General features: G+C 31.5%; 20 protein-coding genes. 1 reads left to right on the forward strand and 19 read right to left on the reverse strand.

Annotated elements, in window-relative coordinates; genetic code table 11:
• Positions 1-137: 137 nt before the first annotated feature.
• Positions 138-2,201 carry an elongation factor G gene (gene fusA, locus RIN63_RS14635; protein ID WP_310445491.1) on the reverse strand — a complete coding sequence of 688 codons (2,064 nt, stop codon included), beginning with the start codon at positions 2,199-2,201 and terminating at the stop codon, positions 138-140.
• 233 nt (positions 2,202-2,434) lie between these two features.
• Here fusA and hisC point away from each other — a divergent pair, with 233 nt between their 5' ends.
• Entirely contained in the window at positions 2,435-3,517 is a 1,083-nt protein-coding gene (hisC, locus tag RIN63_RS14640) for a histidinol-phosphate transaminase (RefSeq protein WP_310445492.1), read from the forward strand.
• Positions 3,518-3,553: 36 nt separating this feature from the next.
• Here the strand turns inward: hisC and dapG are convergent, their stop codons facing one another.
• The 18 genes from dapG to RIN63_RS14730 all read right to left on the reverse strand — a co-directional run bounded on the left by dapG (position 3,554) and on the right by RIN63_RS14730 (position 19,007).
• Positions 3,554-4,768, reverse strand: a complete 1,215-nt coding sequence (gene dapG / locus RIN63_RS14645) for an aspartate kinase (RefSeq protein ID WP_310445493.1) — start codon at positions 4,766-4,768, stop codon at positions 3,554-3,556.
• Positions 4,769-4,925: 157 nt separating this feature from the next.
• A complete protein-coding gene (ndk, locus tag RIN63_RS14650) occupies positions 4,926-5,324 on the reverse strand; it encodes a nucleoside-diphosphate kinase (protein WP_310445494.1) in 399 nt (132 codons plus the stop codon).
• Positions 5,325-5,415: 91 nt separating this feature from the next.
• The gene (locus RIN63_RS14655; RefSeq protein ID WP_310445495.1) at positions 5,416-6,042 is read right to left on the reverse strand and encodes a DNA-3-methyladenine glycosylase; all 627 of its coding nucleotides are present in this window, start codon (positions 6,040-6,042) and stop codon (positions 5,416-5,418) included.
• Between the two features lie 18 nt (positions 6,043-6,060).
• On the reverse strand, positions 6,061-6,438 hold the full coding sequence (locus RIN63_RS14660; RefSeq protein WP_310445496.1) for a DUF2500 domain-containing protein: 378 nt from the start codon (positions 6,436-6,438) through the stop codon (positions 6,061-6,063).
• Between the two features lie 21 nt (positions 6,439-6,459).
• Positions 6,460-7,635 carry an SAM-dependent methyltransferase gene (locus RIN63_RS14665; RefSeq protein ID WP_310445497.1) on the reverse strand — a complete coding sequence of 392 codons (1,176 nt, stop codon included), beginning with the start codon at positions 7,633-7,635 and terminating at the stop codon, positions 6,460-6,462.
• Positions 7,636-7,661: 26 nt separating this feature from the next.
• Positions 7,662-8,732: an FAD-binding protein gene (locus tag RIN63_RS14670; RefSeq protein WP_310445498.1), complete on the reverse strand. Its 1,071-nt coding sequence runs from the start codon at positions 8,730-8,732 to the stop codon at positions 7,662-7,664.
• Between the two features lie 49 nt (positions 8,733-8,781).
• On the reverse strand, positions 8,782-9,591 hold the full coding sequence (locus tag RIN63_RS14675) for an ABC transporter permease (protein WP_310445499.1): 810 nt from the start codon (positions 9,589-9,591) through the stop codon (positions 8,782-8,784).
• Entirely contained in the window at positions 9,588-10,481 is an 894-nt protein-coding gene (locus tag RIN63_RS14680) for an ABC transporter ATP-binding protein (RefSeq protein WP_310445500.1), read from the reverse strand. Before RIN63_RS14680 ends, RIN63_RS14675 begins: the two co-directional genes overlap by 4 nt.
• A 40-nt stretch (positions 10,482-10,521) precedes the next feature.
• Positions 10,522-11,244, reverse strand: a complete 723-nt coding sequence (locus RIN63_RS14685) for an NAD-dependent protein deacylase (protein ID WP_310445501.1) — start codon at positions 11,242-11,244, stop codon at positions 10,522-10,524.
• A gap of 85 nt (positions 11,245-11,329) precedes the next feature.
• A complete protein-coding gene (locus tag RIN63_RS14690) occupies positions 11,330-12,154 on the reverse strand; it encodes an ABC-2 family transporter protein (RefSeq protein ID WP_310445502.1) in 825 nt (274 codons plus the stop codon).
• Between the two features lie 4 nt (positions 12,155-12,158).
• Entirely contained in the window at positions 12,159-12,947 is a 789-nt protein-coding gene (locus RIN63_RS14695; RefSeq protein ID WP_310445503.1) for an ABC-2 family transporter protein, read from the reverse strand.
• The gene (locus RIN63_RS14700; RefSeq protein ID WP_310445504.1) at positions 12,944-13,933 is read right to left on the reverse strand and encodes an ATP-binding cassette domain-containing protein; all 990 of its coding nucleotides are present in this window, start codon (positions 13,931-13,933) and stop codon (positions 12,944-12,946) included. Before RIN63_RS14700 ends, RIN63_RS14695 begins: the two co-directional genes overlap by 4 nt.
• Before the next feature lie 77 nt (positions 13,934-14,010).
• Positions 14,011-14,625: a hypothetical protein gene (locus RIN63_RS14705; protein ID WP_310445505.1), complete on the reverse strand. Its 615-nt coding sequence runs from the start codon at positions 14,623-14,625 to the stop codon at positions 14,011-14,013.
• A 56-nt stretch (positions 14,626-14,681) separates the two neighbouring features.
• Positions 14,682-15,278: an AAA family ATPase gene (locus RIN63_RS14710; RefSeq protein ID WP_310445506.1), complete on the reverse strand. Its 597-nt coding sequence runs from the start codon at positions 15,276-15,278 to the stop codon at positions 14,682-14,684.
• Between the two features lie 35 nt (positions 15,279-15,313).
• Entirely contained in the window at positions 15,314-16,093 is a 780-nt protein-coding gene (locus tag RIN63_RS14715; RefSeq protein ID WP_310445507.1) for a GNAT family N-acetyltransferase, read from the reverse strand.
• 21 nt (positions 16,094-16,114) lie between these two features.
• A complete protein-coding gene (locus tag RIN63_RS14720) occupies positions 16,115-16,720 on the reverse strand; it encodes a histidine phosphatase family protein (RefSeq protein ID WP_310445508.1) in 606 nt (201 codons plus the stop codon).
• Between the two features lie 14 nt (positions 16,721-16,734).
• Positions 16,735-17,421: a 5'-methylthioadenosine/adenosylhomocysteine nucleosidase gene (locus tag RIN63_RS14725; RefSeq protein ID WP_310445509.1), complete on the reverse strand. Its 687-nt coding sequence runs from the start codon at positions 17,419-17,421 to the stop codon at positions 16,735-16,737.
• 38 nt (positions 17,422-17,459) lie between these two features.
• Complete coding sequence (locus RIN63_RS14730) at positions 17,460-19,007, reverse strand: hypothetical protein (protein ID WP_310445510.1); 1,548 nt, start codon at positions 19,005-19,007, stop codon at positions 17,460-17,462.
• Positions 19,008-19,093: the final 86 nt, after the last annotated feature.

Here is a 19,093-nt window from a genome sequence, read left to right on the forward strand (position 1 = left end):
ACTTTGACTTTCTTTGCCCTTCAATGTAAAAAAATATTTGCACAATTAATTTATAATAATATTTTACATTATTTTTAATAAAATTACAACATTAAAGCTCAACCAAAGTGGTTGAGCTTTAATAAATTATTGTTTTCTTATTCTTTTTCTAGTTTTGATTCTGCAATTATTTTTTCAGCAATATTACTTGGAACCTCATCATATCTTAAGAATTCCATTGTAAAGCTACCTCTTGCTTGAGTCATAGCTCTTAAATCAATTGCATACTGGAACATCTCTGAATGTGGAGCCTCAGCACTAACCTTTTGAGTACCATCTTCTTGTTGCTCCATACCCAATATTCTACCTCTACGCTTATTCATATCTCCCATTACATCACCCATATAATGGTCAGGAATTACAATTTCAACCTTTACTACTGGTTCAAGTAATATTGGTTTTGCTGCTTCCATACCTTTTTTGAATGCTAATGATGCTGCAATCTTAAATGCCATTTCATTAGAGTCTACAGCATGGTAAGATCCATCAAATAATGTAGCCTTAATATTAACTACTGGGTATCCTGCTAATGCACCATGTTCTAGGGAGTCCCTTATACCCTTTTCTACTGCAGGATAATAGTTTCTAGGGACCGAACCACCAAATACTTCTTCAGCAAAAACAAATCCCTCTTCACATGGCTCAAATCTTACATGAACATCTCCATATTGACCTGCCCCACCTGATTGCTTTTTATGTTTTCCTTGTACAGATGACTTCCCTTTAATTGTTTCTCTATATGCAATCTTTGGATTAACTAAATTAACCTCTACTCCAAAGGTGTTTTTTAATTTGTCAACTATAACAGTTAATTGCATATTTCCCTGTCCACCAATTAGAAGCTGCTTAGTTTCTGTATTTCTTTGGACAATAAAGGTTGGATCTTCATCAGTTAATTTATATAATGATGCTCCAATCTTTTCCTCATCACCTTTAGCCTTTGGCTCTACTGCCAAGAATAGTGTTGGCTGAGGATATTTTATACTATCATAAAGTGTATGATTACTTCTTTCACATAAGGTATCACCAGTTTGAGTAAAATTCAATTTTGCAGTTGCCCCAATATCTCCTGCTTGTATTTCATTGACTTCAAGTTGATTTTTTCCTCTAAGTATAAATAGTCCACCAAGCTTCTCTGATTTATCTTTTGTAGAATTATATAATTCCATATCTTTACTAATCTTACCTGACACTACCTTAAATAAGGTTAATTTTCCTACAAAAGGATCTATTATTGTCTTAAATACTACTGCTGAGAATGGTTCACTTGGATCAACTTTTCTTTCAACCTCTTCATCGTCATGCAATCCCTTAACTACTCCAACATCCTTTGGAGATGGAATGTATTTTTCAATGACTTCTAATAAAAAGTCAACTCCTATAGCTTTATCTGCTGCACCTACTACTAAAGGAACTAAATCTCCACTAGCAACTGCAATTCTTAGGCCCTTAGAAATTTCTTCAGGTGTAAATGCTTCCCCTTCGAAATATTTCTCCATTAATTCTTCGTCTGATTCTGCAATTTTCTCCATTAAACTTTCTTTTATATAGTCTATCTCATCTTTCTGATCACTATTAAGTTCAACTTCTTTTCTTTGTGTTCCGTTATATTCATAAGCCTTTTCATCCAGTACAGATACAAAGCCTTTAAAACTATCTGATACACCAATAGGTAAAGCAAATGGTATAATCTTATCACCAAAGGTTTCCTTTAACTCAGAAACTGTCTTTTGAAAATCTACTTCTTCTTTATTCATCTTGTTAAGGAATATAATCCTTGGTGTTGCATACTTCTCTAGATTTTTCCAGGATTTTTCTGTACCTACTTCAATTCCTGAAGAGGCATCAACTAATAATATTGAGCCCTCTGAAGCTCTTTTAGCACCATACATTTCACCGATAAAATCGAAATATCCTGGTGTATCTAACAAGTTGAATTTTGTATCTTTCCATTCTACAGGAATAACTGCTGTACCAATTGATACCTGGCGTGATATTTCTTCCTTATCAAAATCTGATACAGTGTTTCCATCCTCTACTCTACCTTGTCTTTTTGTTATACCTGTTGCAAATAGTACCGCCTCAGTTAAAGTTGTTTTACCACAGCTACTATGTCCTAGCAAAGCTACATTTCTGATTTTATCAGTTGAATATGTCTTCATTATACATTGCCCCCTTAACCAGCATATTTATTTAAAAGATTTTATTAAAAAACCTATTTAAACTATTCTTCACATTTCACAAAATTTTTAGTCAATTAGAAATAAAAAAAACGGAAAATTCATTACATTTCGATTATATCACAAGGGAAATTATTATCATAGTCTTTTTTATTGCCCTATTTGATTTTCATTGATATACTAATTATAGTAATTAAAGGAAGGAGTTGTTTGTATTGTCAGTTAGTTTTAGAAAAGAAATAGCAAATTTACAACCCTATAAGCCTGGGAAGCCAGTAGAAGATGTAAAAAGGGAATATTCCCTTGATAATGTAATCAAGCTTGCATCCAACGAAAACCCAATAGGCTACTCTCCAAAGGTAAAAGAAGCAATAATCAACACATTAGATAATTTATCAGTATATCCAGACGGAAACTCCACTGAGTTAAAGGAAGTATTAGCTACTGAACTTGGAATAGGTGTAAACGAAGTACTACCAAGTGGTGGTTCTGATGAAATGATTGATTTAATTGCAAAGGCATATATCAGCAAAGATGATGAAGTTATAATGGCAGATATTACCTTTCCAAGATACATACAAACCACTGAGATGATGGGTGGAACCCCTGTTATTGTGCCATTAAAGGATTTTACTTTTGATTTAGATGAGATGTTAAATAAAATTACCACTAAAACCAAAATCATTTGGATATGTAATCCAAACAATCCTACTGGTACAATGGTTACTGAAAAACAATTTGTAGACTTCTTAGATAAAGTTCCTTCTAATGTATTAGTAGTATCTGATGAAGCATATAGAGAATATGTAACTAGAGAAGATTACCCTCATGATACTATAAAACTACTAAAAGATTATCCTAATCTACTAATTATGAGGACTTTCTCAAAGGCTTATGGTCTAGCTGGTATTAGAGTAGCTTATACTATAGGAAAAGAAGATATCCTAGAAAACATAAATAAAGTTAGAGCACCTTTTAATGTAAATATTCTTGCACAAGCTGCTGCAATTGCAGCTATTAAAGATACTGAATTTCTTCAAAGATCTTATGATGTAAATTTAGAAGGAAAGAACTATTTATATAGTGAATTTGACAAATTGGGATTCTATTATGCTCCATCAGAGACAAACCATATATTTGTTAATGTCGGTAGAAATGGACAAGAGGTATTTGTTGAGATGCAAAAAAAGGGAGTTATTATAAGACCTAATATCGCTGACTTTATTAGGGTATCCATAGGAACTATGGAAGAGAATAAAATATTTATAGAGAAATTAAAAGAAGTACTAAGTAAATAAAACAAGGGCTTAGCCCTTGTTTTATTTATTTCAAAATTATTTTCCTAATTCAAAATTTTTATGAAGTGCATTGACTGCTTTGTTTGTAAACTCACTTTCAATTAAACAGGAAATTGTAGTATGAGAGTCAGAAGTCTGAAGTATCTCAATATTTTCCTTAGATAATGCTGATACTGCTTTTGCCATTACCCCTGGTATGCCACGCATTTTATTCCCTATAATAGTCACTTTAGTACAATTGTGAAGTAGTTCGTATTTAAAATCTAGCTTTTTTAAAACTTCTTCTAGTTTATTTGATTGCTTCTCATCTATAATAAAAAATATTTGTCTCGGATAAATATTAATCATATCAATACTAACACCTGAATTTGCAATATTTTCAAATAGGACCTCTTGCTTCTCATATGATAAATCAGAAGGTATTATCTTCACTTGAGTTCTATTATTGATTTGAGCAACAGAAGTAATTACTTTCCCATGATCTTCTCTATAAGATCTTTCCCTGTCATAGTTTGTAACTAGTGTACCACAATAATCAGAAATCGTACTCCTTATAACAATAGGTATATTGGATCTCATGGCAATTTCTACAGCCCTTGGGTGGAGTACCTTGGCCCCATATTCTGCCATCTGAAATATTTCATTATAAAATATTGTATCCAATACACGAGCATCAGGTACAATCTTAGGATCTGCAGTCATTACCCCATCAACATCAGTATATATCTCTACCTTTTCTGCTTTTAACGCTTCACCCATAATAGATGCTGTAACATCACTACCTCCTCTACCAAGAGTAGTTATATCCCCATCTTCTGTTATTCCCTGAAATCCAGCAACTATTGGAATGATTCCTTTTTCTAAACTCTTAAGTATATTTATAGGATTAACATTTAATATCTTTGCATCTGAGAAATTATCATCAGTAATAATACCTGCCTGCCCACCAGTGAATACTGCAGCATCTACCCCTCTAGCCTTTAAGGTATTTGCAAATATTACAGCAGAAATAATCTCTCCACAAGACATAAGAATATCCAGTTCCCTTAGTTCCGGTTCATTTACAGTAGTTTTTGCAAAGTTAATTAAGGTATCTGTTGCATATGGATCTCCTACTCTTCCAATAGCAGAAACTACTATAACTGGACTATAGCCATTTTCTATGGCTGCCTTAATTTTATCTATAGCTTGATTTCTTGTTTCATCATTGATTACAGAAGTCCCTCCAAATTTTTGAATTATTATTTTCATTTTAGTCATCTCCACTGAATTTATATTAAATACTATTTTTGTTTCATACACAATTACCGCCTTTATATATTATAGTTTAAATTTAACCTCTTGTGAATGTTTTTTATTAGCTATAATAACTTCAACCCATAAAGAAACAGTCTACAAAGACTGTTTCTTATGCAAACCATATATTTAATTCTCTCTCCGCACTTACCACAGAATCTGATCCATGTATTATATTTTGTGTAATTGAATTAGCAAAATCCCCCCTTATGGTGCCTGGTGCAGCTATTTTAGGGTCTTTATTCCCTATCATCAGACGAAGTGCTTCTACAACTGACTCTCCTTCTAGCTCCATGGCCATTACAGGACCTTCTAGGATATATTCTATTAGTTCATTAAAAAAGACTTTTTCCTTATGCTCTACATAATGCTCTTCAATGAGTTCTCTGCTAGGTTGAAATAATTTTGCTCTTGTAATTTTATATCCTTTTTTTTCAATCTTTCCTATGATTTCTCCCATAAGACCTCTTCTTACACCATCAGGTTTAATCATAATAAAAGTTTTTTCCATGAAATCACCCCTGTTTTTTTCTTGAGTTAGATATATATTATTATTACCCAATAATAGCAGCTATCTTCATGGAATAAAATAATTGATAATTCTAGCCCTTTGATACAAAAGGATTATCCTTGATGTTAAATCTTAGTAAATAGTCTTTCCCATTCTCCGCATAATCTATATTTATTCTTTTACTTCTTATTATTTGATCTTGTGATACTTTTGCTGCATCTTCTACCCAAATCCTAGGGTCAGTGACTAAATCAAGTCCATAAACTTCCTTGGTCATACCATAAGCCATAACAAATTTGCCTGGTCCATTGCTTAAGTTAATTACTTCTCTCTTTGGTGGACTTTCATATGATCTTTTATATCTATTTTCATACATCTTTTCTATGCCTTCAAGAGGCTCTACAGCACGAATAAGCACAGCACCATGGACTCCCTTTTTCTCTGTTACTATATTAAACAAAAGGTACATGCCATAAATGATATAGATATAAATATGTCCTCCAGCTTCATCTATTATTCTTGTCCTATCAGTCAAACCTTTGTTAAAGTGAGCTCCTTCATCTTTAGCATTGATATAAGCTTCTGTTTCAACTATTTTCCCTCTATATATAGTTTCACCATCTTTATATACAAGAGTCTTGCCAAGCAAATCCCTTGCAACTAATATGGTGTTTCTTTCATAAAACTCTCTAATTAGCCTCATAAAAAATCCTTTCAATTAGCAAATATTTAAGAATTACTCCTCATCATTTATTCCTACTCTCTCAAAGCTTTGATACCTTGTTCCTTGAAATGTTAGCTTACCTATATCACCTTCAACCAACATACCATATTCTTTCCCAGAAATACGAAATTCCATTCTATCTCCTGATTCAACTTCAAAAGTAACATAATATGAGGTGTCAGTTGATGAATGCATGTGATTGTCATGATTATGATTATGGTTTGATGTATTGCTTCTTTTAGTAACTAAATTAGCTGCAACTGTTAATACTGGCTGTTTATTATTTGAGTTCCATTGTCCAACACCTTTTACAACAGTAAAGCTTATTATGCCAAATACAAACAAGAAAAATATTGGAAATATTATACCTATAAAAGAAAACATCAACATTATTCCCTCCTAATCTATCTTTCATTGTACATACTGATTTAACTTTTCTCCAAATTCCTTTTCAATATATAAATCATCTAAGCTCCAAAACTCCTTAAATTTATTATATCTATCTATAGCTTCCTTATTATTCTTATCCTCAGTTTTAATTGCCCTTATTAAGATATTTTTTGGAGTATGCTCCATATCTATAAATTCAAGGAGTTGTACTTGATAGCCTAATATTTCTAGGACATTAGCTCTTAGACTATCAGTCACCAAAGATGCTAATTTTTCTTTTATTATCCCATGGCCTAACATTGGCTCCAATACTGGGTTATCAATCTTATTATAGAATTCATGCTGACAGCAAGGCACTGAAAGTATAGCTTGAGCTCCCCAGTTTACTGCCTTAACCAATGCAGCATCAGTAGCGGTGTCACAGGCGTGCAAAGTTACCACCATATCTACATTATCAAGACCCTTATAATCTTTAATATCTCCATGGATAAATTTTAATTTCTTATAGTCCAGATCTATAGCTACTTCGTTACAAAATTGTATTACATCTGTTTTCAAATCAAGTCCAATAATATTTACATCTAGATTTAATATCTCTACTAAATAATGGTATAGTGCAAAGGTCAAATAAGACTTTCCACATCCAAAGTCAAGGATATTTAATGTTTTGTCCTTCTTTATCTTTGGAATAACATCAGCTACCATTTCTAAAAATCTATTTATTTGTCTAAACTTATCATATCTCTTTGATACAACCTTGCCCTTCTCATTCATTACCCCAAGCCTAATTAGAAAATCGCAAGGTTCTCCATCTTCAATTATATAAGACTTTTTTCTGTTATGAGATAAATCAAGGCTTTCTTTTGAAGCTTTCTTTTTCAATATAGAAACTTTTCCCTTCTTAGATATGAGCAATTGATAGTCGGCCTTCTTTGCAAAAATCATAGCTTGTTTAAATATTTCAGCCAATAGCTTTTTCGTCTCCTCAACAGCATCAGAAGGTGTTAAGTTCTCATGTAATACCTTGTTTTTATACTCATAAGTAAATTGCAATTTTATCTCATCTTTTATTAAGACTGGTTTAATAGTTACTTTATAAAAGTTTTCTTCATCCTTCTTTCTAGGATTACTCAATACTGAATAAATCATCTCTTCATTTAAAATGACTTCCTCTAATAGTTTAAAAATATCATCCATTAAAACTTCTCCTCGATTTAATTAAATTAAAGCTTCTCTACTTTAAGACTTAATAATCCTGTTTTCATAATAAAATTTCTCAAATTTTTATTATACATAGCAGGTACCTTCAGGTTTTTCATTCTTATATTCCACCTTAATGATTTAGTATAGGAACTATATAGTCTATGATACCCCAAAAAGTCTTCTCTTAGTGCCTTTGCCAATGCTAAGGCAGATCTAAATCCGTAGCTTAATCCTTCAGCAGAGCTAGGACTTATAAATCCAGCAGCTTCTCCGATCAATGCAATTTTGTCATTTCCAATACATATTTGATTGGAATTCTTAGGTCTATATAAATGTATACCCTCTATCTTAACACTATTTTCTAATTTAAAACCTTTATCTTTCAATTTCTCCTTTAATAGTTGAAACTTTTCATGCACATTATCATTAGGCTTTAATGCAGAGCCTACAATTAAATGATCTTCCTTTGGAATTGTCCAAGAGTAAAAATCAGTTATCTCTCTATCAAAGATTGCACCATGATAATCTAAGTTGAAATCAGTTTTAAACCATTCTTGTATAGTAATATAAAGATTAGGCTCTGGATAGTTGCTAAATCCTTGTTTCCTAACTTTTGAAAATGCACCATCTGCTCCTACTATTATCTTTGCTCTTTCCTCATATTCTTTTCCATTGTGTATAAACTTTACTGTCATCCCATCTTTAGTATGATCATAGGACTTGTACATACAGTTATAAACAACTTTTACCTCTGAAGGTATTAAGCTAGCCAGCCACCTGTCAAAGGCTTCCCTATCTATATTAATATAGTTTCTTTGATAGTATCTTTCATTGGAATTGTCAAAGTCTAGTACTCGAACTGCAAATAATTGAGGAGTAACTAAGACTGACTTAGGTATGCCTAATCCAAACTTTGCCAACATGAGTTGAGCATCAGGGGCTACTAGTCCACCACATGCTTTTCCTATGTTGTATTCATGATTCTCTTGAAAATCTCTTTTTTCTAAGATTAATACTTTATAGTCTTTTCCAATTAATCTTGCTAGTGTAGCTCCTGCTGGTCCGCCCCCTATGATTATAACATCATACATAAGCATACCCCCTTTACCTAAAATTTAAAAATAATTATTTTATAAATTCTTACAGAAATATTGCTGCCAAAACAAAAGGTATTAATGAGCCTATAGCCCATATCTTTCCTTTGGATTTTGACGTATTATTGTTATCCAGTCTAAACAAATACCAGGATATGAAAAAACTTATTATACCTGATGATATTAATACAAGTAAAGAGATTACTGGATTAATAGAAGTATCTATATTCTCTGCTAAAGCTTGATATGCATCCATGGCATAAGTAGTAGGAAGCAGTTTACCAAATGCTGATACGGATTCAGGCAGAAGGCTAGATGGGAACATCAATCCTCCTATTAACATAGATGGTAAGAACAATGCCTGTGCGAAAATTACAGTTACTGATGTACTATCAGCTATTACCCCTATTAAATTAGCAAATCCTGCAAATGTTATAGTAGATGCTATAAATACTAAAATCAATCCGAAAATACTTGTAGGTAATTCCGCCTTATATAGAATTGGAGCAGATATAAGTATAATTGTTGTAACTATTATTGTATGCATAATAGTTGAAACAGTTGGTATAGCAATCATTGATAATTTAGATACTCCATTGATTTTATAGGATCTAAATATACCACTGTTTCTTGAAGTTACAAAACTATTTGGCATCCCTAGTACAGTACTGACTAATATACTAAATATCATCATAGATGGTATCAAAATATCACCATATTGTGGATTTAGTTTCGGCATAATAGCTCCTATTACAAAATAAAATCCTAGAGGAAATAGATAATTCATTAGTAACAATTCCTTGTCCCTCAAACCTGACTTTAAACCAAATAAAAGATGCATTGAAAATGCTTTCATCGTATCCCTCCTATTGAGGTTATCTCTAAAAATCTCTCTTCTAAGGATGGTCTTTCTACTCTAAGATCAATGAGACTATCCTCTTTTTCTTCAATAAAATTCATTAATTCCATAACTTTTGCACCAGCATTATCTGAATAAAAAACATAGTATTCTTCAACAATTATATCTGTGAGTCCTGCTAGAGCATTCCCAACTGTACGAACTGAAATCTTAGTCTTGGATGATCCAGAGGCCACTATTTTTTTAGGCGTATCTATAACGGCTATTTTCCCTTTCAGTAGAATTGCAATTCTATCTGCCATCTTCTCTGCTTCTGCCATGTCGTGAGTTGCCATAAGTATTGTAGTTCCCTGGTCCTTTAATTCTTTAATCAAACTATGTAGTTCAACCCTAGATTCCACATCTAATGCCGCTGTAGGCTCATCTAAGATTAGAATTTGTGGATTATGACAGACTGCTAAGGCTATGGTTAGTCTTTTCTGCTGTCCTCCAGATAACTCTTTGTACTGGGTATCTAATTTATCAGAAAGTTTCATTCTGTCTAGCAAATCATATCTTGGACTTGTATTATGATAGGCTGAGAATAGTTGCATTGCTTCCTTTACAGTTATTGTTTCCGGTAATCCTGATGATTGAAGTTGAACTCCTATTATATCTTTTAGTTTTCCTGGATTTTTTGATGGATTTACTCCCATAATGTTAATTGTTCCACCATCTGGAGTCCGTAAACCCTCAAGACATTCTAATGTGCTAGTCTTACCAGCACCATTTGGTCCTAAAATACCAAAAATCTCCCCCTTATTTACTTCAAAGCTTATGCCATCTACTGCTATAAATCTTCCATAGGACTTTGTGAAATTATTCACTTTTATTGCTACCCCACTCATGTTATCCCCCCCAGTAATATTTATTTCATTGATTTTATTATTATATCACCTTTCCTAATACTTCACCAATACTATCATTAATAGTAACTAATGCTCTACTAGTATATTGTGTTTCTGATTTGTTTATTAGTACTAATTTGTTACCCCTATAATATTCAACTAAACTAGCAGCTGGATAGACCGTTAGAGAAGTGCCTCCTACAATTAACACATCAGCATTTTTAATATATTCTATTGCCCTGTTTACTATATCCATATCTAAATTTTCTTCATAAAGAACTACATCTGGTTTTATAATTCCATGACATTCATCACATATTGGTATAGATGATCCCTTAAGTACATTGTCTAAAGGGAAATATTTATTGCATTTAGTACAGTAATTTCGATGTACTGATCCATGAAGCTCCAATACATTTTTTGAACCAGCCAATTGATGAAGTCCATCAATATTTTGGGTAATTACTGCTTTAATCTTACCTCTTTTTTCTAACTCAGCTAAAGCAATATGGGCTTTATTGGGTTTTGCATCTGGGTAAATCATTTTAGTCTTGTAGAATTCAAAGAAATCTTTTGTATCTTTTTTAAAACAGCTATGGCTTAGCATATACTCCGGTGGATACTTGGAATTGTTAGATGCAGTATATAAGCCTGCTGCAGATCTAAAATCAGGGATATTACTTTCTGTAGATACCCCTGCCCCTCCAAAGAATACGATATTGCTACTATTTTCAATTATAGATTTTAGTTTTTCAATACTCATATTTTTCACTCCTCAAGATGTGCATTATTTTTAAATCCTTTATCCTTTGATAAAGTACCCTATTTACACATATTGTACTCAAATACTAATTACCCGTACTAGAATATCTCTTAATACTGTAATTCCAGAATAAATACGAAATCAAAAACAAGCCTATTCCTATTGTTGGAGTAAGATACATTAGCCCTCTCCAATACGAATCCAAATCTTGTTTTTGCAAAAAGTATTGTGTTGGGAAATAATTTACAAATGCAAAGGGAACTACATAAATTAAGAAACTCTGAATTATTTTTGGATAGATGCTAATAGGATATTGTGCTAATTTTCTTCCGTTATAATAAAATAATTCCTTTACACTTCTATTTTTTATTGAATAAAAACTAATACATGCTAATATTAAAAATATAGCTCCTTGGATGAGAACCCCACCAATAATAGTTGATATGCAATATAGGACATTCATAAAATTCCATGTGATACCAACCTTGCTTGCAGTAATGATAAAAAGAAGTATCCCCAGCGTTCCATGGCCTATTGCTGCAAAATAATCTGCATCCCATAGGATAACTTGAAATAATAGACCCCTTGGTCTTAGCATAAATCTGTCAAACTCGCCAGTATGGATTAAATGCTCAAAATCCCGAAGCCCTGTAAATAATAAAATTAAAATACCATAACTTAAAAATATAAAACTAAATAAAAATAACATCTCATTTAAATTCCATCCGTTAATATTTGTAAATTTTTGAAATGTAAAGAATATAACTATGATTCCTGTTGATTCTCTTAAAAATACTGCAAATGATCTCAAAACAGCATCCACCTTATATTGAAACCATATTTTTATGACAATCCTGATATACCTAGTAATAAGAAAATACTCTTCTTTAATTGTTTTTGCAATGTTCACTTATTTATCCCCCTTGAATTACTAGCTTTTTAATTGCCTTCTTCCATAATACTGCACCAAAGGTATATAGAATAAGAATCCATACAAATTGCTTGACAAAACATCTTATTATTTCTAATGAATTAACTTGCCCTAAGTAAATTTTAATTGGAATAAAATAAATTGAATCAAATGGTGTAAATCTTATAATATCCAATGCCCACTGAGGCATAAACCATAAAGGAATCATTGTTCCAGATAATACTGATATAAACACATTTTTAATAGTAGAAATACTCCATATATTAATAACCCAAAATGATGTTATTGAGACGATATAGCTAATTCCATATAGGACAAGAAATCCTAGAATCACACTAATAATGAAAGATATAAAGTTAATTATAGAAACTGGTGGCAAAATTTTAATGAACAAAGATGCTATAATTACTGCTGGAAGTAAATTAACAAGAAGTTTAAATAAAACATTCCCTATATTTTCAGCCATCAAGAGACCACTAAAACTAACAGGTTTTAGTAATTCATTTGTTATCTCTCCTTTATTTATCTTTCTATAGACTATGAAATCATCTAAGTAAAAGGCATTTGAAATAGCTAAACTTATAATAAAGCTAGTAATAACCATTTGAAGGGTAATTCCATATAATTCTTCTTGCCCTTGATATAGGGATTTCCAAATTGATATATAAATAAATATTTGCATCAAAGTACTTATAACTCCCATTATGTAATCAAATCTATAAACCATGTTTTTCTGAAAGCACTTTTTTGCATATTGATAGTAAACATTCATGATAAGACTATTCCCCCCTCATAGATTTCTCTAATTATACTTTCTATATCAGGTTCTTTAATTGTTAAATCTTTTATATCATATTTTTCTGTTAATTGAGATATCAAATGCTGGACTTGAACAATATCTTTGTTAAATTGAAATCTTTTTGTATTTAAATCTTCGTATACTATTGTAGTTTTGGGAATGTTTATGTTTGCATATTCTTTTACAAACTCTACCTCAAGCTGCCTGTCTTTACCATATCTGCTTTTTATTTCACTAACCAAACCATCATATATTTTTTCCCCTTTGTCTATGATAATCATCCTATCACATGTTTTCTCAATATCTTGCATATCATGAGTTGTAAATAACATGGTGACATTTGTTTCTTTGTTAATTTTATTTAAGAAATTTCTTACATTTTCTTTTGCAACTACATCTAGCCCTATGGTTGGCTCATCTAAGAATAATACTTCTGGTTCATGTAGTAATGAAGCACCTATATCAGCCCTCACTCTTTGTCCTAAACTTAATTGTCTAACGGGTTGCTCTATAAATTCATTGACGCCCAGTATCTCATTAACCATATCCAAATTCTTCTTAAATGTACTATCCGATATTTTATATATATATTTAAACATTTCATAACTTTCAATAACGGGTAGATCCCACCATAGTTGGGATTTTTGTCCGAATACTACCCCAATCTTCTTCACATATTCTTTTCTATTTTTATAAGGTATCATATCATAAACTTTAATATCACCACTTGTTGGATGCAATATTCCTGAGAGCATCTTAACTGTAGTTGATTTACCTGCTCCATTTGGTCCTATAAATCCTACCATTTCACCTTTTTCAATTGTAAAATTAATATCTTTTACAGCCTCTTTTATTTCATACTTAGGAATAAACAAATTGCCAATAGTACCAATAAATCCTCTACTCCTCTTGCTTATGTTATATTCTTTGCTTATGCTTTTAACCTCTATTAAAGACATGAAAACCACCCCTGAATTATCTATTTTCTAAACTCACCTAAATATATGCCTTTTCCCCTCTCATTTTTATAATTTTACTACTTCAATGTTACTTCTGGATCATCTTCATAGGCTGACCCCATTAAGCAAAGTTTATTTAATATCAATGCAAACAACATGTACAGACTCTTAAGTCTTTCAACATCCTTAATTACGCCTACAGTTTGAAAATAAAGCTCATCAGCTCCATCTGGAAAATCCGTACCAAACCAACCTTCATCATCTTTTACTTCAAGATATATATTCTCCTGAGAATTTATAAGCTCACGGATTTTTTCACTTGAAAATAATTCTTTCAATTTCACCTCATCATTTCCCTTTATAATAAACTTATCATCAAACTCTGGATATCCTATCTCCACATCTTGCATACCAAAGCTTTTCCCTATATCACTAAACCAGCCGCTCTTATAGATTTTAAAGTTAAAGCCATCCTTATTTAAATATGGTGCTCTTATTCTTGTATATGTCGTACTTGTTTTTCCTGTAGATTGTGTATAAGTGTCCAATGTAACTACCCAATTTTCAAACCTAGCAACTACTTTTTTCCCTTTCCAAAAACCTTCATTTACAAAATCCGCTCCGATTTCGCCTGCAAATTGATTCCATATTTCTTCTTGATTAGGTCCAAAAATACCTCTTAACAAACTCATTACATCTCCCCCTCATTACTAAAAAAATATATAGACATGATATCTTCTATGAATCTTTATTTCAATAGTCTAATATGCCTAAGCCATATTTTGAATTTATCTAGTTTTTTTCTTCCCCAGCCTCTATTATCAGTTAACAAATCAATACCACTTGATTTGCCTATATAAGCTACTACCTCATACACCGTCATTTTATTGGTGTAAATGTGTTCTTTAAAGGTCGGATTAGATAAAGCTTCTATACATCTATTGATCTGCTTAGCAGGCCAAGAATTTTTACCATCTCCTCTTTTTCTTAGCCTTTTAATTAATGTTTCTTTATCAGCCATCAAAGTAAAATGTTTAATATCAATACCCTTTTCCCGCAATTTTCCAAGTATTTCATTATGATATAGCTCACTTGTTATTGTCATGGGTACTATAATTGTTCCCTCATAATGTATACTCATATATTCAAGCATTCGGTAGTTAAATTCTCTCCAAACTGAGAAGTCTTGAAAATCGTTGAGTTTCATTTCCTTAGGTATATTACTTCGAATAAAATATCCTACTTCCTCTGGATCATATACATATGAATTCTCTATTCGCCTATTTAATTCATATGCTGTATTTGTTTTTCCACTTCCAAATGCTCCATTAATCCAAATAATCATAAATGCCTCCAAATATATAATTATTTAAAATTATATTATTTCCTTAAAACATGCCAGACATCATTCCCAACAAATCCACAACTTCTATATAATCTTTCTGGATTTGTTAGATTATCCACTTCTCCAGAAACAGTAGTGAAGTTAGTGTATGGATTCAATCGTTTCAATAACTCTACTACCAATACCTTACCTAATTTCTTACCATGATAGTCTGGAAGTACTTGAATCCACTCCAAGGCTCCCTCCTTAATATTCAGATCCAATTCAGCCATTCCTAGGGCAACAGGTCTATCTGTTTTTTTCTCTATTATCCATATCCATAAATTATTATTAAATACGGGATGTTTAGTCCATTGAATTACTTCATTTATATCTGGCTTGATATCGTCATAACAACTACATATTAAATCCGAAACCATTTGCAATTCATTATTAACATTAACTTCTCTAATATAGTATTCTTCTGGAATATTAATGTCTATAATGTCTCTATTATTATGCAATAGCTTGAAATATGATTTTTTATTGGTGAACTGCTCTTTCATATTATCATTCAGTTGGGATTGATGAACTAAAAGCATGTTAAATTGCTTTAACTCTTCCTTACTTATATCTATATAATCTCTGTCCCAAAATGTATGTAACATAGTCTCATTCCAAATCTTCAAACTTTTAACCTGGTCCTTTTCCATTGAAAAATTACTATGAAAATTATCAATTTGCCCAAGTGTCTTCCACAATGCGGTGGCTTGTACCCTACATGGATTATCAATATATGCTTTTGTCAATGCTTGTGAAAATGATTGTATTTCCATTGTCTTTCCTCCATAAATCAATTATTCTAAGTGAGAAGTATCAGCTTCTAATATAATGCTAGCTTCTTTATCATTGATTTCAATTATGGTAAGAGAAGTTCCTTGTAAAAATGGTGGATTCCATAGTTCTTCTAGTGGGAGGTTTTTAATAATAGCATATATTGCTTTAATGACAACTGCATGAGATACTATCAGTACATTTTCCCCTTTAGAGTTATTGATAATGTCGTCCAGTACAGATTTAACTCTTGTAAATAAATCTTCAAAACTCTCCCCCTCAATTGGCTTATATAAGTGAGGCTTATTCCAGAAATTAAAATGCTCTGTTGGATACAATTCTTTTATATCATCATGCATCATGCCTTCCCATTTTCCAAATCCCATTTCCTTAAGAGAATCAATTAAAAGAATTTCAGTATCTTTGTCTTGTCTAATATGTTTTGCAGTATCTATAGTTCTACCTAAAGGGCTAGAATATACATAGTCAAAATCAATATCTCGCAATCTATATCCAAGTTTTTTTGCAGCTTCAATACCATTGTCAGCTAAGCCAGAATTCTTCCACCCCTGCATTCTACCCTCTTTATTCCATTCAGTTTCTCCATGTCTAGTTAAATATATTTTCAATTATGCTCCTCCATTCAAATACTTTCGATCATGCTAAAAACTATCTCTGCTGATTTATTAGCTGCTATTGCTTCAAATTCCCTATAGGTCATTGTAGCGTCATCATCGGCATTATCTGAAATACTTCTAATGATTATAAAAGGTATATTGTTTATATGGGCAACATGTCCTATTGCAGAACCTTCCATTTCTACGCAATGGGGTGAATAGTCTCTAATTAGTTTTTTCTTTATTTCACTATCTTCTATAAAACTTTCTCCACTAACTATTCTTCCAATATGATAATTCCATTCTGGACTATGATATAATTCGCATGCCTTAACAGCAGCTTCAATTAATTCTTCATCAGCTTGAAAATACTCCTTATAAGGAAAGCAGCTTTCCATTTGTCTTTTTCTTACATCATGATGTGTAACATTATTAGATATTACTATATCGCAGATTTTAACTGATTCATGCAATCCACCAGCAATCCCAGTATTTATAATGCCATCTACATGGAATCTATCGATTAGAATCTGTGTACATGCAGCTGCATTTACCTTTCCTCCTCCACAAGATGTTATGATGATACTTTTGTCGTCAATAGATCCTAAGAAGAAGTCAAATCCAGCAATAGTTTCTTTTGTATTTATATCAAACTTACTTTTCAATAACTCAATTTCTACATCCATAGCTCCTATAATACCAATTTTTTTCATAGTTAACTCCTCCTATAAGTATATCCCTGATATATTTCCTATAACATTGCATATTCTTCTTTAGTATAAAATGTATTAGATCTTAAGTATTTAGGAATACTTTGTTCTTCACCATTTATTATAATGTTAGCATATTTTCTTGCTATTTCTAGACAATAGATATGATTGTTTCCTAATACTTTATCAATGCATCTTAACCTTATTTTCAAATTATTATCTAAGTTGAAAATATCAAAGAGAGTCAAGAACTTTTTACATCTACCTTTAAATGCGAACTCAGGATCAAGATTCTCAAGGTCTCCATTATCAAATATAAAATCAACTTGGAACCATCCATCAACAAACGACAGGTCAGTTTTACAAAATTCTTCTACATACTGTCTACTTTGGTTAGCTCTTGATATCCTTGAGAACTCTTCAAGTTCGTCAATGAAAGCTAAGAATTCACTTGTGTCACTTATGCTTTTTATTTGAAATCTAGAACATGTATGATTTGTTATAGCATTAAGTATGTCGTGCATAGAAATGAACTTAGTGACATCAATCTCATCCTTAATAATGTTTTTATAATCGTTATATTTAAACTTGAATGTACTAAAAGAATAAATTGTTTTCATTAATAAAAATGCACTCATAATACCATGCTCATAGTGTTCAAAGTCATTGGAAAAACTTAAATGTCTCGTAAAATCAACTTTTATTGCAATGCCTACTCCTTCATTCATATATTGTTGAAGTTTTTTACACTCCATTTCGCTTAATTTATCAAGTTCATTATCATTAATAGTTAATTTCCCATCTTCCTCAACAAAAACCTTATCAACTATTTTTCCTGCCTCACTTCCTTCATTAGTGTCAATAGCAAAATGTATATCCATTCCATAGCACATAAACTTGATAAAATCATTAATATAACTTTGCTGAACATCAGTATAGTTAAAATTAAATTCATCATAATTATTCACATGAAAGTAAGGTAGAATTTTTTGAATAGATTTATTAATCTTGCCTACCTTTTTTATAGGATATCCAAGATCATGTGTCAATGAAGTTACACACCATATTGCTTCTTCATTGCTTGCTAAATTACTTACAATGTCTGATACATAAAGAAAATCTTTAAAAAGAACATTGTGTTTAGAAGCTCGGAATTGACTATCATAGCCTGCAATCATTTCTTGTATTTGTTTGTATTCATTAGCTACAATATCTTTATAATCATCATTTTTCTTAATATATTCACCAAGAAAATAAACCCAAAGACTGTGCATAGTATGATCCCTATAAAATGAGTCAGACGCAAATATTAGCTCTTCAAAATTCACATACTCATCAAAATATGAAAAGATATCATCATAGCCGCGTTTATCAGGATCTATAAAGCTCATAGCTGCTTCAAAAAGAAGTTTCCACAAGTTCTTAGATATGCTAATTTTATTGTGCATATTTTCTTCTTTTATCAATAAATTAATTTCTTCTGAAATCCTATTTTTAAAAGTATCTTTGCCTTTCAAAAATCTTACATTATCATTTTTTATCTGTTCTAAATAAAAGCGTAGAACAATTTTCTCATCCACATGTGCCATTTTTCATTCCCCCAGTATCTTAAATATTCACCAATTTACATAAAGTCTAACCTACCCCCCAGATATTCTCTGGAGGCTAGGAACAG

Origin of the sequence: Tissierella sp. (genome assembly GCF_031460495.1) — a bacterium.
In the GTDB taxonomy this organism is placed as follows: domain Bacteria; phylum Bacillota; class Clostridia; order Tissierellales; family Tissierellaceae; genus JAVKTS01.

Excerpts from the sequence above, each read along its gene's own strand:
- dapG (WP_310445493.1), bottom strand. The coding sequence starts at position 4,768 with ATGAAAATAATAATTCAAAAATTTGGAGGGACTTCTGTAATCAATGAT.
- ndk (WP_310445494.1), bottom strand. The coding sequence starts at position 5,324 with ATGGAAAAAACTTTTATTATGATTAAACCTGATGGTGTAAGAAGAGGT.
- RIN63_RS14725 (WP_310445509.1), bottom strand. The coding sequence starts at position 17,421 with ATGAAAAAAATTGGTATTATAGGAGCTATGGATGTAGAAATTGAGTTA.
- RIN63_RS14675 (WP_310445499.1), bottom strand. The coding sequence starts at position 9,591 with ATGAAAGCATTTTCAATGCATCTTTTATTTGGTTTAAAGTCAGGTTTG.
- RIN63_RS14665 (WP_310445497.1), bottom strand. The coding sequence starts at position 7,635 with ATGGATGATATTTTTAAACTATTAGAGGAAGTCATTTTAAATGAAGAG.
- fusA (WP_310445491.1), bottom strand. The coding sequence starts at position 2,201 with ATGAAGACATATTCAACTGATAAAATCAGAAATGTAGCTTTGCTAGGA.
- RIN63_RS14660 (WP_310445496.1), bottom strand. The coding sequence starts at position 6,438 with ATGTTGATGTTTTCTTTTATAGGTATAATATTTCCAATATTTTTCTTG.
- RIN63_RS14685 (WP_310445501.1), bottom strand. The coding sequence starts at position 11,244 with ATGAGTATTGAAAAACTAAAATCTATAATTGAAAATAGTAGCAATATC.
- RIN63_RS14705 (WP_310445505.1), bottom strand. The coding sequence starts at position 14,625 with ATGAGTTTGTTAAGAGGTATTTTTGGACCTAATCAAGAAGAAATATGG.
- RIN63_RS14680 (WP_310445500.1), bottom strand. The coding sequence starts at position 10,481 with ATGAGTGGGGTAGCAATAAAAGTGAATAATTTCACAAAGTCCTATGGA.
- RIN63_RS14730 (WP_310445510.1), bottom strand. The coding sequence starts at position 19,007 with ATGGCACATGTGGATGAGAAAATTGTTCTACGCTTTTATTTAGAACAG.
- RIN63_RS14710 (WP_310445506.1), bottom strand. The coding sequence starts at position 15,278 with ATGATTATTTGGATTAATGGAGCATTTGGAAGTGGAAAAACAAATACA.
- RIN63_RS14715 (WP_310445507.1), bottom strand. The coding sequence starts at position 16,093 with ATGGAAATACAATCATTTTCACAAGCATTGACAAAAGCATATATTGAT.
- RIN63_RS14700 (WP_310445504.1), bottom strand. The coding sequence starts at position 13,933 with ATGTCTTTAATAGAGGTTAAAAGCATAAGCAAAGAATATAACATAAGC.
- RIN63_RS14695 (WP_310445503.1), bottom strand. The coding sequence starts at position 12,947 with ATGAATGTTTACTATCAATATGCAAAAAAGTGCTTTCAGAAAAACATG.
- RIN63_RS14670 (WP_310445498.1), bottom strand. The coding sequence starts at position 8,732 with ATGTATGATGTTATAATCATAGGGGGCGGACCAGCAGGAGCTACACTA.